Raw genomic sequence first — 12661 nt, forward strand, 5'->3', positions numbered from 1 at the left:
AGAAGATGTGAATAGGAAGAGATTCTAGAGTGGGGTTTTTAGTTATTGTTTGGATATGAAGTCAAACATACACTAAACAATAAGAACAAGCAGTTTTATTGTTTACATACATTGCATTGTGTTCATGAGTCTTGCCTATAACCCTTTATTTTGTGAAAATAGCTTTTAACTTTGATTTTTCTAACTGCATGTCGAGAGTGAAAAAAATAAAAACATAGGAAAGTTAGGATTTGCAAGAGTAACACATGCTTATAGCTGGGCTTTATATTGAAACAAAAATTATGTGAGATATGTTAATGTTTTCAACTAGTTTAAAGATACGAAGCAAAAAGAAGTAAGATAGCCTATAAAGATAAGCTATCCAAAGTCAAAGTTATCTAACTTTGAAGATACATTTAAGGCAAATGAGATAAAAGCCTTTAGGTTATCCCGCATTACACCTTAGAGTATAACTAAGATTAGAATTTATATGAATAAGATGAGCCTACATAGATTGCTGCACCAACGCTTGTTGTCTTGCCATCCATGTTGAATGCTGCACCTACTTTTGCACCGATATCAAACTCATGGTGAGCCCTCACTGTTGTTCTTGAGCCGATATTGATACCAGCAGTTGTGCCAACGGTTGTATTGCCTCTTGGTTGCCCAGCAGGCACATAGATAGGCGTATTAATAAGCGCACCACCAAAGAAACCACAATACATACCAGTTGTAAAGTCATCATCGCTTACAAAGTCAAATAGCATGTCGCCGTTTAAGTCAGCCATAACGCTAAGATTCACATTCATACCAGATGTAACACCACCAGCACCATTCACACCAAGCAAACCAAATGCACCGATACCAGAAAGATAGAATCTAGCCCCAATTCTATCGTAGAAAAACGCCTGATAACCACCTTTTAAACCAACTGCAATTGAAGAGTTTAAGGAAACATTATTGCTTAATTGCCCAGTAATCATACCGCCAAGATTTAAACCTAAAAACGCACCATTGTTTTCCTCTGCTGCATTCAATGCACTAAAGCTAAGTGTGCTAGCAAGCACCGCTGAAGCTAAGTATTTTTTCATAAGTAAGTCCTTTTCCTTTAAAAGTTTGTAACCGCATTCTACAAAAAAAAAAAAAGGATTTTCAAGGTTTTTTTTATGATTTTATAAAATATTAAAAAATGTTACTATATGTAACAAATTAAGATAAAATATAGCATAATTTATGACGATGTTGTATGAATGTTAGAATCTCAAGATAGCACTTCAAACATTTTTGTTTGACATAATTTATGTAAAGTCATATATAGCATAAATGAAATGTTAGTGCCTACACAATTAGCTCAAAAAATAGCTATTGGGCGAAGAATGGGGTGATCAAGGAGGGCTATTTTTCACACACAAGCCACACAAAGCTTTAGCTGCTTTGTCCTACGAAGCAAAGAAACTAAAGAAACTTTTGTTATAATTCCATTCCATAGGATTTTGCAAATAGATAATACATGGAATCTAAAAGGGAAAATATGCAAACACAAAATAATATAAAAATACTCGCACAAACAAGAAGTAATAATAATACAAACAAGACCTTTATTCAGGCAATGCTTGACCCAAATGCAGAATATGGCGGACTTTATACATTTTGCGATATAAAACCTCTAGTAAATTTAGAGAATCTTTACGCTCTCTCATACAACAAAATGTGTGAAAAAATTTTCACGCATTTAGGTATTGACATTCCCTCTAATCTTTTAGAATCTGCACTGAAAAGCTATGAAACATTTCGCACAAAAGAGATCGCTCCGCTTGTAGAAATAGAGAAAAACTTGTATTCATTAGAGCTTTATCACGGACCAACCTATGCGTTTAAAGACATGGCATTGCAGCCTTTTTCAGCCCTGCTATCAGCCATTGCTCTGCAAAGAAATGAGAGATATTTAATCCTTAGCGCTACAAGCGGCGATACAGGTCCTGCGACATTAAGCGGCTTTGCAAATAGGGAAAATATCAAAGCCATTTGCATTTATCCACAAGGTGGCACAAGCGATGTGCAACGATTGCAAATGACAACACAAGATGCAAAAAACCTAAAAGTATATGGCATAAAAGGCGACTTCGATTTAGCCCAAAGCACATTAAAATCTTTGCTGAAAAGTGAAACATTTAGGGATTTGGTAGCAAAAAAGGGTTATGCTTTAAGTGCGGCAAACTCCGTGAATATCGCGCGAATAGCATTTCAAATAATTTATTATTTCATAATCGGTAGGGAACTAGCAAAAAAAGGTTTGCATGAATTTAGCGTAATTGTCCCAAGTGGTAATTTCGGCAATGCTTTAGGGGCATTTTTTGCAAAGAAAATGGGGCTACCTATCACAAAAATCTGTATCGCTTCAAACCCAAATGACATTTTGACGCAATTTTTCACAACAGGCGTTTATGACATACGCAGCAAAGAGTTAAAACTCTCGTATTCTCCTGCTATGGATATTTTGAAAAGCTCAAATATTGAGCGACTTTTGTTTGCCTACTTTGGTGCAGAAAGGACAAAAGAGTGCATGCAATCACTCGATGAAACGCAGTATTTTAGACTAAACACAGATGAATTATCGCTTTTACAAGATATATTTGAAGCAAGAAGTTTTAGCGATGATGAGTGTTTGCAAGGTATTAAAATGGCGTTTGAAAAAGGTTATGTGCTTGACCCTCACACAAGCAATGCGTATCTATTCGCACAATATCGCAAGGAAAAATTAAGCATAGATACGCCACAAGTAATCATCTCAACAGCGCATTTTGCAAAGTTCGCAAAGGTAGTATGCAGGGCATTGTGCGATATAGATGAGAATACACTAAAAGATTTAAGTGACAAAGAAGCCCTAGATAGAATCTTTATGCGTTTAAAAGAGTGCGATATAGCCCAAAATGGCTTACAAATAGATTCTAGTATTTTAGATCTTTTTAATAAAAAAGAGATTCACACTCAAACCTATAACGCAAAAGATCTAGAAGATTCTATTCTTTCGTGGTTGTAGATTATTTGTTGTTGTGTTGAGAAGTGCTAAGAATCTAAATACAGATTCTAGAAAAGATATTTTGTCAAAGGCGTATGTGTATGAAGTTTTTACTCAATATTTGCAAACACGACAAGAAATAGGAATCTAGAAGTTTTAATAAAACAATAGTTGCACGTGTATCTAAGGAGGTAAAATGGAATATTTGGTTGAAATGGAAAATGTTTCACATAAATTTGATGTCGTGCTATATGAAGATATTTCTATGCGTTTGAAACCTATGCAAAGCATGGCGATTTTAGGGGCGAGTGGTAGTGGAAAAAGCACGATTTTAAACCATTTATCAACACTTTTACCGCCACAAAAAGGACAAATAAATCTCGCACATTTAAAAAATATTTATAATCTTAATGAGAATCAATTATTGCTTTTGCGTCAAAAGATTCTAGGCATTATCTTTCAAACGCATTATCTTTTTCGCGGCTTTAATGTTACACAGAATCTCCAAATCGCCGAACTCATCGCCCAAACCAAAATAGATATGCAAATGCTTGAAGAATTTGGCATAGCACATACACTTAAACAGCAAATCGGTGAGTTGAGTGGCGGACAACAACAACGGCTAAGTATCGCACGCGTTTTGACAAAAAAACCAAAGATTCTACTTGCTGATGAACCAACTGGAAATCTTGACAAAGACACCGCAATGAGTATCATGCAATATCTTTTATCGTATGTAGAAAAAAATGAAGCTGCCCTCGTAGTAGCCACACACGACCAGCAAATCGCTGAACTTTGCACTCATATAGTTTTACTTGAAGATAAAACCTTAAAACAGCTAAAATAACAGAATTATGCAACATGTATCTGTAAAAATCACAAATACATCATATTGATAACTTTAGTTATTCATCATCAAACCCAAAACCACCAAAGCTTAAAGGCTGCAACAATTCCACATATACACTTTGCTTATCATCAGTCATTCTAGCAGAGTAGTGTATGAACTGCTCTGACAATACGCCATTATTCCTTTTATCTGTTATGGCTACCTGAGCTTTACATACTACCTTTTTTGCTTGTTCTTCAACCTTTTCTGTCATAAATGTTGAGTATTTATATGCCATATTGTCATCATCTTTACGCACTATTTGCATGGAATCTAGCTGGTCTTGTATGATTGTAGTTAAAACATCTTGCACTGCTTTATCATCGCAACTTGGCACAGCACTACCGCAACCACTAAACACACCAAAAAACATCGCACTTGCGACACATGAAGCAAACATCTTTCTCATTAATAAGCCTTTCTTAAAAAATAAACATTTTAAATATCACTAAGACTTTAAAATGCGTGGGAAATTATATATATATAAGATAAAGCTTAAAAAGTAAAGATTGAGATCAAAATCCCAATAATCTCTCATTTGAATAGTTGAATGATTATGTTATTTTACAATGCATTGAAATGCAATTAACTCAGAATCTACACAAATACATTTCTATACTCCACCATATACGCAAGTGATTATGGGTGTAGCTGCCTGTAATTCGTGTAGATATAGGATTAAATCGCAAAATAATAAGATTCTAGAATCTTTTCTGTCAAACTTATTTACCATAACACTATTTTTTATGTTACAATAACGCTTCCATTTTACATAATGGATCTTTAGCTCAGTTGGTTAGAGCGCTCGGCTCATAACCGAGTGGTCGTAGGTTCAAGTCCTACAAGATCCACCACTCCTTTTCTTCCTTGTATTTAGAAATCCAGTGATATTCCATGCACTCTTAGGTATTTTTTTATTAAATGATCAAAACAATGAAATAATATGTCTTACACACAGAAGTTAAGTAGATAAGGCTGGGTTTTGTTTTTTAATATGAGTGTGCAAGCAGACAAAAAGCTTTTTACAAATTGTGCTGACGATAACAAAATACTATGTTTTTCATTATTGAACATTTTCTTGCATTGTAATCATAGTAACCCATAGAATCTTAAAATTCGCTACAATCAATTATCTAGCTATTTTTGTAATCTTTTCGAAATCTCTGTTGCAATGGTATAAGCATCATTCATAGCTAGGGCAATAGAGCCGCCATTTTTGAAAAGAATATCGCCGACTACAAAGAGATTGGCGATATTGCTTTCTTTGACTTCATTGCATTGTGCTACGCCATTAGAATCTAGCTCTATACCGCATTTCTTTAGAAAATCCACAGGCACAACGCCACCAATAGCATACACAATCCTATCAAAAACGCCCATGCTTTCATCACTAAAAGTTACTTCTAGCTTAGAATCTTTATCGCTAACTGCAATAATATCAGTGCCAAACTTTGATATTAAGCCATTTTGCAAACTCTTTTCAAGCTCTCTTGCATTCTCATCATTAATGCGATTAAATTCCTTACGGCGATAGTTTAGCGTTGTCTTTGTCATCGCATTTAGGGCAATGGCGTATTCAACCGCAGAATTACCACCGCCAACGACTAAGATCTCTTCACCTGCCACACAATCATTGACATTGAAGTTAATCTTTTTACGCAGACTTGTAGGCAGTGGATAGCTCGGCTTATTTGGCTTACCCATTTTTCCGATACCAATAATCACATGCTTTGCGTGAAATTCCATATTGTTTGTCGTTCTCACAATAAATATAGAATCTTTCTTACTCACATTATCGACTTCATGTTGCAATTTTATCTCAACGCTATTTTCATTTAAAAGCTTTGAAAAAAGCTCCAGTGTGCTTTCCTTATTACCATCGCTAAAGGGTATATGCCCAGCAAGTGTTACCACCTGCCCCTTATAATCCTTATCAACCCGCTTTCCATCTTTGTAATACTCGCGTATCATCGCAGAAATATTATCTGCTTTCTCAAGCAGCACAATATTTTCAATACCCATTTTTTTACACTCAATCGCACTTGCGATACCACCGGGTCCAGCCCCTACTATTACAACATCATAAATTTTCATGTTTTTTATCCTTTTTATCTTGTTTTGCCATGTTATTTAGGTCGCTAACATTATCAAAAAGCACACCACGCATCATTTTTTCTTTATCATCAAACTGCCCACTTCTTAGCCCCCATAAAAAAGCAACTAAGCCTAAAAATCCCATACATAGTGATACGCCAAGCATCAGCATGACAACCCAACTACTCATAGAATCTCCCTTTTGTAAAACAATGTGAAGCACGATTATAACGAACATTTTTTAAGAAAATTACAATCATTATGTTTTTATATACACAAATAGTAACTATATGCAATAAAATATGCTTCTTTTAAACTCACTTATAAAATCATGGAATCTAAATAACGCTAGATTCTATTCTAAAGATATGATTACACAAATACCTTTATATTTTCATTATCATAAATTTTTGATACATGTTTCTAAACCACTTTTACATAAAATCCTGCACAATAAGCCCAATATTTACACCTAGTATCTCTTTTTGCAGTAAATCCCCATACAATGCCTTTGCTCCATTGACTAAATCAGGGCTACTTACACCATGTGCGATAGAAATTCTTGCTTCAAGGAAAGCGGTGAGTTTATCGCAAAATTTTAGCAATTCTCCGCATACAGGCATGTATTTATCATGGTTAAACTGCGTTAAAAGCTGATTTATATCACTAGCAAATACCACTTTATCATGTTCTTTATAGCGGTTTGCAAACTCATCTTCAGTCCAATAGATGAGGTCATTGCGGATAAAATGCGGAAGTTTGCTTAGAATCTTTGTCTCCATTTCTTCTTTTTCAATGCCTTTAATAAAAGAGTCAAGCCCTTTTACAGACCGCTTTATCGGCGAGATAATATCTCTTGTCAAAACTTCAGGCAAATCATGGAAAAGCCCACCAAAAAAGTGATTAATCTGCATTTTCTCACATACATTGAGATTGACACTTAAAAGATATGCACAGATTGCCACCATTAGCATGTGTCCTAACACTGAAGTTTGTGGGATACGCGGTGTTTGACTCCACCTTTTTTGGAATCTAAGCTCTGCAAACATGCCAACAAGCTCTTTTATATCTTGATAGAGATAGAGATTTTTCATACCTACTAAATCATAAAAGCCCTCTGTTTGAGAATCTATAATTGCCTTAATATTCTCAATATCATAGAGTTTTGGATTAAAATGATAGATAATATCAAACTCCCATTTAGACGCATAAAAATGTGCTGCTTGCAATATCTTTGTCTCTAAATCATCATTTTTTTCAGCAAGATAACTCTGCATTGAGTGAAAAAAGTCAAACCCCTGCAATTCGTTTGCAAGGCTTTGTGCTACAAAAGCTGCTAACTCTTTTCCATGCGCACTCTTTAGTTTATGAAACACAGGTGGTTTAATGTCTGTTAGCACAATGCGTTCAAAAAACTCAAATAAAAATTGCCGTATTAGCTTTGTGTAATTAATACTTCTGCCTTCATTTTCTTCATACTTTGCAAAGATATAGGCAAGGATTACCTTATGTGCTTGTTTGTCTAGCTCCACAAAGTCAAGCGGCACGGCTTTATCATTCCATCTTCTAATAGATGCACTTGTAAAAATTCTCTCTAAAAGCTTTTTATTTAAATGTGAGGTTTGCTGCATAACAATCCTTTATAGAAAATCCCTTAACTTTTGTTTATTAAAATCTGGATAATCCATAATCGATAATGGAATCTGTGCGGCAAACTTTGTCTCTGTATTAAATATAATAGGAAAAAGATAGTTAATTTCTGAAGATTCTAAAGGGCTATTTAAATCAAGCGGACAATATACAAGCAACTTGCTTTTTTTTGTAATATGTAAAATGAGTGTCAAATACTCTGGTATCATAAAGGAATAATTGCGTAATTTATAAGGATTCACAAGGGCTAATACCATAGGCTCACTCTCTTTTGCTTTCTCTTTTTCTTGCGTTATCTCTCTATCTTGTTTTATCTGCATAGGTGCAATGAGATTTTTTAGGCTATCTAAATTTGAGTTTAGAGCTAGTTTATCTTCTAGTAAGCAATTTTTTTGCTCTTGCAAGGCAGCTGCATTGAAGAAGTCGTCATTATGCTGTGTTGCATTATTATGCTTTGCTTTTAGATGCTTTGATAGTATTTGTGTGTTTTGCTTTTGTGTGTGTAAAATAGCGTCATTAATATCTTTTTGTGTGGTTTGCACATTTGCTTTTTGATTGTATTTTTTTATGGCTTCATCATCTGCATAGTTCATTGATAAGCTTTTTTTGCTTAAAAGATTCAGTCCTTTCACATGAGAAGCAAATAGCCCTTGATTTTGCTCACTGCTTGTATTAGTCTGTGGATAAAGCATTTTTGCAAACACAGAATCTATTTTCTCTAAAATTACTTCATGATTATCTTGGCAAATCACTCTGTGTGCGTTATTGATATTTGATTTTAAAAGATATTTATTCTTCATATAAGTTCCATATATGCGTTTTATCAATGATGGTATAAAGCAAAATGTGTGCCTTATCTTGTGATATGGATTCTATGTGCTAGAGCAACTCGCTTTCAACTTCAATATTTTGTAAAGATTCTATTTCAATATTTTGTAAAGATTCTATAAATTCGCAATTTATGTATATAATTCCTAGATTATTAGTAAGGGGCTTTGATTAATTCTAATTATTTTAAGGATAATGTATGGGTGCGTTGGTTAGCTTTTTTGAGACAAGTGGAGTTATTACTCTGCTTGTTATTTTTTGGCTATCGCTTTATGTGATTGCTACATTATGGATTTTTATCTATAAATGGTTTGTGATACGCGGTATTCAAGATAGGGAGACTTATTCACTTGATTTATTGTTATCAAAGGATATAAGCATTCCACAAAGTGCGGTATTTGCACGCTCAAAAGGGCATAGGCTTTTATCAAAAGAAATGTTACAAGTATGGAAAAGTCAGATTCTAAAAAATGCGAGTGGTGGGCTTACATTCTTAAGCATTGTTAGCTCTACTGCACCATTTATCGGCTTGTTTGGCACAGTTACAGAAATCCTTGATGCGTTTGCACATTTAGGTTCGCAAGGACAGGCGACTTTTGAGGTGATTGCCCCTATTATTTCAAAGGCGCTTGTGGCGACTGCATGGGGCATTTTATGTGCTATTCCTGCGTATTCTTTCTATCTTATATTAAAACGCAAGATTGCTGTGCTTGGCGTATGTTTGCAAGCACAAATTGATGTAGCCCTTGCTGCTACCACTGATATGGATAATAATGGCTTTGATAGGACTAAAGAGGCTTTCACACAAGAAAAAACTAACAATATTGTATGGGGCGGAAAAGTCAATGGATGATTTAGAGCTTGAAGAAAAACCAGAGTTAAACATTACCCCACTTGTTGATATTATGCTTGTTTTACTTGCAATCCTTATGGTAACAACACCAGCGATAGTGTATCGAGAGGATATACAGCTACCAGATGGCTCAAAGAGTAAGCGTGCAGAAATAAATCCTATACTCTCTGTGCGTATCGATAAAGATAGGCAAATCCATGTGGATAAAGATGTGTTTGCCTATGAGAGTTTTAAAGAGAACTTTTCACTGCGTGCAAATAGATATGATAAATCGCAGTCAGTCTATATTTATGCAGATAAGAATCTATACTATGGCGAAGTTTTGCCTATATTTGCAGTGCTAAAACAAGCAGGATTTACTAAAGTATCGTTAGGAACGCAATGAAAGAAGATGTCGTTATGCATAAAAATAGCCCATCTTTGCATGTAGCAAGTGGATTTGCAGCCTTTTTGATTTATGCGCTTATGCTGATTTTACTTATTGGCGGCTTTAGATTCTATAAAGAGCAGGTGCGATATGGTGAAGAAGAGGCGGTAATGGCAGAGATTCTAGCAAATGAAAGTATTGAGTTGGCTGATATTGCACCACAAGAAGATTCTGCCCTGCAAGAGTTGCAACAAGCAATGAGACAAGAAAATACTCCACAAGAACAAATAGAAGAAAAAATGACAGAATCCATTGCAAAACAAGAAGCAGAAACACCAAAAGAAATAACGCCACCAAAACAAACATTAGCAGAAAAAACACCAGAAAAATTAGTAGAAAAGCCAAAGGAAGCACAAGAGAAACCAAAAGAAGTGAATCTTGCTGATGTGTTTGCAAATGTGTCATCAAAGACTTCACAAGATATACGCAAGGAAGAAGAAGCAAAGCGTCAAAAAGAGTTAGATGAGGCAAGGAAGCAAAGAGATGAAGCACAAAAAGCAAAACAAGCACAACTCACACAAAATGCACTCGCCCTAGAGCAAAGCACAAAAGCCCTGCAACAAGCCACACAGAATCTTAAAACAAATATTAAACAGGCAATGACGACAAAGATTATGCTCGAAAAGCCTAAATTTTCTGGTAACGCTGAAGATAAAAAGAAATATGATAAGTGGTATGCCCAAATTGAGCAAATTTTAATGAGTGAATGGCAAAAAAGTGGGGGCTTTCATCAAGCAGCCACAAGTGCGAAGGTCCGCATTAGAATCGATGCAGGTGGAAAGCTAACCTATCTTTACATGGTCTCTCAATCGCCCTATGGCGACTATAATAGCTCTGTAATTGCCTTTTTACGCAAAATGGAGACGAGACTTTTTCCACCTCCACCAGCAGAAGGCGTTGATTTGTCTATGGAGTTAGAGAATACTTTGAGACATTGATTTTAGAGTATTGTAAAAAAGGTTTAACATAACATTATTTAGCCGCATTAGTCTTAGATTGCATAGTTTCTCAAAATCCATTTTAATTTATATAAAAGATTGTTATTTTATGTGTATAGACTTAGAATAATGCTATATGGCATATAATCCAATAAGATTATTAGGTAAAAGCTGCTTAAAAAATTCTAATGCTTTTAGCTAAAAACAAGGGAACAAAAATGGGTAAGTGGGGGTAAAATAAGCTCTATCAATGCAAACTATCTTACATCAATACTCATAATACCAATATGACTTTACAGAAAAACCCACTGCTTTGCAGAATCTATGCAAGGCGGTATAAACCATATAGAATAGATTCTAAAAAATTATATCGTTAGGGATTGTAGCTTTGGTGTGGGATTTTATAACTATACCTTTAATGTAAATTTCCACTCAAACACAATCTAATCATATTTATTGCAACAGCTTTTTTGCCATATCTGATATTCTTTTACCAATAGCGACTGCATTAAGGCTTTTTGCTGCACCCATGACTTTGCCTAAATCCTTAGAATCTTTTGCGCCAACCTTTTCTATAATCTCTTTTATAGCATTTTCTAGCTCGTTATCATCAAGCTGTTTTGGTAGATATTGCAGAATAAGTGCGATTTCATAACTCTCTTTATCCGCTAAATCCTGTCTATTTGCATTCAAATAACTCTCTTTTGCATCCTCTCTCTGCTTCAGTGCAGTCTTTAGAATCCCTATGCAGTCCTCATCACTTAGCACGATCCTTTTATCGATTTCTACTTGTTTAAGTGCTGAATGCAGAGTTCTCAACGCATCTCGTTTTGCGTTATCACCGCTTTTCATTGCCTCTTTAATGTCTGCCATTATAGAATCTTTAATACTCATATAAATCCTTTTTGGGAATGTAAATTGCTTTGAATTATACAATATTTTACTAAAGGATGAGTATGAGAAAAGCGAGTATAAGAAAAATAGGCTTAGCATTATTACTTCCAGCATTGCTTTGTGCGTATGAGCCAGAAATTGATATGAATGCCCCAGATTATGTAAATGATATGCCATCAAAAGACTTTGTGCCGGAGTTTCAAAGACCGGGCTCTTTGTTTGGACAGGGAGAGAGACCGCTATTTGCAGATAGAAGGGCTATGCGTGTCGATGATTTAATCACGATTAAGATTAAGGAAAATATCACAAACGACTTTAAGATTGACAAAAAATATAGTGGAAGTAGTGGAGGGAGTGTTACCCCTGCACAAATGACTTATAATGGACAGGACGCACAGCAGCAGGCAAACACAGCTTATCTTAACGATCAAGTCAATTATACGCTAACAAAGCCAAACAATGCGACTAACTTTCAAGGTGGTGGGACATATTCGCAATCACAGAATCTTGCCCTAACGATTACGGCTAGAATCTTAAAGGTTATGGAAAATGGTAACTACTTTATCTATGGTAAGCAGGAAATGCTTGTAAATGGTGAAAAGCAGATTATCCAAATCAGCGGTGTTGTCCGCCCTTATGATATACAGCAAAATAACACGATTGAAAGTCAATATATTGCTGATAGTAAAATCTCTATTGTAAGTGTTGGCAAAATCTCTGAAACTCTCACTAAAAAGCCAACTACAGATGCAATAGAATCAAACTGGCCTTATTAATCCTTTATAAATCTCTCCTGCTAGAAAGTCGGGGTTTGTCATTGTGGCTTGATGTTGTGTAAGTTTAAAATAGTTGTTGTTGCATATAAAATATATAACCCCTTAGGATTAAAACAAGAGATAGTATGGAATTATAAGGAAATGGGGACTTATACGCATTTGTTTTTATAAGTTACAAAGCATAACATATTAACAAGACTTTTATGTTTTAGTGTATTTTTTTGCGTGATAGGGAGAGAGTTTTTTCTAAAATTCATGCCCGTAATATTTTATTTATGGGTTTTCCATATATTAAATATACTTGAAAAAGATGA

The 12661-nt window shown here is 35.0% G+C and carries 13 protein-coding genes and 1 tRNA gene; 7 read left to right on the forward strand and 7 right to left on the reverse strand.

Annotated features, from left to right (window positions below):
- Positions 1 to 458 precede the first annotated feature (458 nt).
- Positions 459 to 1070: an outer membrane beta-barrel protein gene (locus C6H08_RS04605; RefSeq protein ID WP_034565023.1), complete on the reverse strand. Its 612-nt coding sequence runs from the start codon at positions 1068 to 1070 to the stop codon at positions 459 to 461.
- Between the two features lie 440 nt (positions 1071 to 1510).
- On the opposite strand from C6H08_RS04605, the gene thrC reads away from it, so the two are divergent.
- Together thrC and C6H08_RS04615 are read left to right on the forward strand one after the other, a co-directional pair.
- On the forward strand, positions 1511 to 3019 hold the full coding sequence (thrC, locus tag C6H08_RS04610; protein WP_034580564.1) for a threonine synthase: 1509 nt from the start codon (positions 1511 to 1513) through the stop codon (positions 3017 to 3019).
- A 184-nt stretch (positions 3020 to 3203) separates the two neighbouring features.
- Positions 3204 to 3845, forward strand: coding sequence for an ATP-binding cassette domain-containing protein (locus C6H08_RS04615; RefSeq protein ID WP_027338461.1), 642 nt, complete (start codon positions 3204 to 3206; stop codon positions 3843 to 3845).
- A gap of 58 nt (positions 3846 to 3903) precedes the next feature.
- Here the strand turns inward: C6H08_RS04615 and C6H08_RS04620 are convergent, their stop codons facing one another.
- The gene (locus tag C6H08_RS04620) at positions 3904 to 4296 is read right to left on the reverse strand and encodes a hypothetical protein (protein ID WP_034565018.1); all 393 of its coding nucleotides are present in this window, start codon (positions 4294 to 4296) and stop codon (positions 3904 to 3906) included.
- 368 nt (positions 4297 to 4664) lie between these two features.
- Between C6H08_RS04620 and C6H08_RS04625 the strand changes: the two genes are divergently transcribed.
- Positions 4665 to 4741 (forward strand) — tRNA-Ile (locus C6H08_RS04625).
- 283 nt (positions 4742 to 5024) lie between these two features.
- On the opposite strand, the gene C6H08_RS04630 is transcribed toward C6H08_RS04625, so the two are convergent.
- The 4 genes from C6H08_RS04630 to fliW form a co-directional block, all read right to left on the reverse strand.
- A complete protein-coding gene (locus tag C6H08_RS04630) occupies positions 5025 to 5981 on the reverse strand; it encodes an NAD(P)-binding domain-containing protein (RefSeq protein WP_034565015.1) in 957 nt (318 codons plus the stop codon).
- The gene (ccoS, locus tag C6H08_RS04635; RefSeq protein ID WP_004088570.1) at positions 5968 to 6171 is read right to left on the reverse strand and encodes a cbb3-type cytochrome oxidase assembly protein CcoS; all 204 of its coding nucleotides are present in this window, start codon (positions 6169 to 6171) and stop codon (positions 5968 to 5970) included. The genes C6H08_RS04630 and ccoS overlap by 14 nt, the downstream gene beginning before the upstream one ends.
- Before the next feature lie 244 nt (positions 6172 to 6415).
- Positions 6416 to 7612, reverse strand: coding sequence for an HD domain-containing protein (locus tag C6H08_RS04640; protein ID WP_034565013.1), 1197 nt, complete (start codon positions 7610 to 7612; stop codon positions 6416 to 6418).
- 9 nt (positions 7613 to 7621) lie between these two features.
- Positions 7622 to 8431 (reverse strand): flagellar assembly protein FliW, encoded by an 810-nt coding sequence (gene fliW / locus C6H08_RS04645; protein WP_080732227.1) that lies wholly within the window; start codon positions 8429 to 8431, stop codon positions 7622 to 7624.
- 227 nt (positions 8432 to 8658) lie between these two features.
- Between fliW and C6H08_RS04650 the strand changes: the two genes are divergently transcribed.
- Genes C6H08_RS04650 through C6H08_RS04660 form a run of 3 tightly spaced genes read left to right on the forward strand, consistent with a single transcriptional unit; the run spans position 8659 to position 10677 of the window.
- A complete protein-coding gene (locus C6H08_RS04650) occupies positions 8659 to 9312 on the forward strand; it encodes a MotA/TolQ/ExbB proton channel family protein (protein WP_004086741.1) in 654 nt (217 codons plus the stop codon).
- Positions 9305 to 9697 (forward strand): biopolymer transporter ExbD, encoded by a 393-nt coding sequence (locus tag C6H08_RS04655; RefSeq protein WP_005217925.1) that lies wholly within the window; start codon positions 9305 to 9307, stop codon positions 9695 to 9697. Before C6H08_RS04650 ends, C6H08_RS04655 begins: the two co-directional genes overlap by 8 nt.
- Positions 9694 to 10677: a TonB C-terminal domain-containing protein gene (locus C6H08_RS04660; RefSeq protein ID WP_034565011.1), complete on the forward strand. Its 984-nt coding sequence runs from the start codon at positions 9694 to 9696 to the stop codon at positions 10675 to 10677. Before C6H08_RS04655 ends, C6H08_RS04660 begins: the two co-directional genes overlap by 4 nt.
- A 453-nt stretch (positions 10678 to 11130) precedes the next feature.
- Here C6H08_RS04660 and C6H08_RS04665 read toward each other — a convergent pair whose 3' ends face one another.
- Positions 11131 to 11571 (reverse strand): GatB/YqeY domain-containing protein, encoded by a 441-nt coding sequence (locus C6H08_RS04665; RefSeq protein WP_034565008.1) that lies wholly within the window; start codon positions 11569 to 11571, stop codon positions 11131 to 11133.
- 62 nt (positions 11572 to 11633) lie between these two features.
- Here C6H08_RS04665 and flgH point away from each other — a divergent pair, with 62 nt between their 5' ends.
- Positions 11634 to 12347: a flagellar basal body L-ring protein FlgH gene (gene flgH / locus C6H08_RS04670; protein WP_034565005.1), complete on the forward strand. Its 714-nt coding sequence runs from the start codon at positions 11634 to 11636 to the stop codon at positions 12345 to 12347.
- Positions 12348 to 12661 lie beyond the last annotated feature (314 nt).

It is taken from the genome of Helicobacter bilis, assembly GCF_900198365.1.
In the GTDB taxonomy this organism is placed as follows: domain Bacteria; phylum Campylobacterota; class Campylobacteria; order Campylobacterales; family Helicobacteraceae; genus Helicobacter_A; species Helicobacter_A bilis_B.

Bases quoted from the DNA above. Each gene is read 5' to 3' on its own strand.
- C6H08_RS04605 (WP_034565023.1), bottom strand. From the start codon at position 1,070: ATGAAAAAATACTTAGCTTCAGCGGTGCTTGCTAGCACACTTAGCTTT.
- thrC (WP_034580564.1), top strand. From the start codon at position 1,511: ATGCAAACACAAAATAATATAAAAATACTCGCACAAACAAGAAGTAAT.
- C6H08_RS04620 (WP_034565018.1), bottom strand. From the start codon at position 4,296: ATGAGAAAGATGTTTGCTTCATGTGTCGCAAGTGCGATGTTTTTTGGT.
- C6H08_RS04630 (WP_034565015.1), bottom strand. From the start codon at position 5,981: ATGAAAATTTATGATGTTGTAATAGTAGGGGCTGGACCCGGTGGTATC.
- ccoS (WP_004088570.1), bottom strand. From the start codon at position 6,171: ATGAGTAGTTGGGTTGTCATGCTGATGCTTGGCGTATCACTATGTATG.
- C6H08_RS04640 (WP_034565013.1), bottom strand. From the start codon at position 7,612: ATGCAGCAAACCTCACATTTAAATAAAAAGCTTTTAGAGAGAATTTTT.
- fliW (WP_080732227.1), bottom strand. From the start codon at position 8,431: ATGAAGAATAAATATCTTTTAAAATCAAATATCAATAACGCACACAGA.
- C6H08_RS04650 (WP_004086741.1), top strand. From the start codon at position 8,659: ATGGGTGCGTTGGTTAGCTTTTTTGAGACAAGTGGAGTTATTACTCTG.
- C6H08_RS04655 (WP_005217925.1), top strand. From the start codon at position 9,305: ATGGATGATTTAGAGCTTGAAGAAAAACCAGAGTTAAACATTACCCCA.
- C6H08_RS04660 (WP_034565011.1), top strand. From the start codon at position 9,694: ATGAAAGAAGATGTCGTTATGCATAAAAATAGCCCATCTTTGCATGTA.
- C6H08_RS04665 (WP_034565008.1), bottom strand. From the start codon at position 11,571: ATGAGTATTAAAGATTCTATAATGGCAGACATTAAAGAGGCAATGAAA.
- flgH (WP_034565005.1), top strand. From the start codon at position 11,634: ATGAGAAAAGCGAGTATAAGAAAAATAGGCTTAGCATTATTACTTCCA.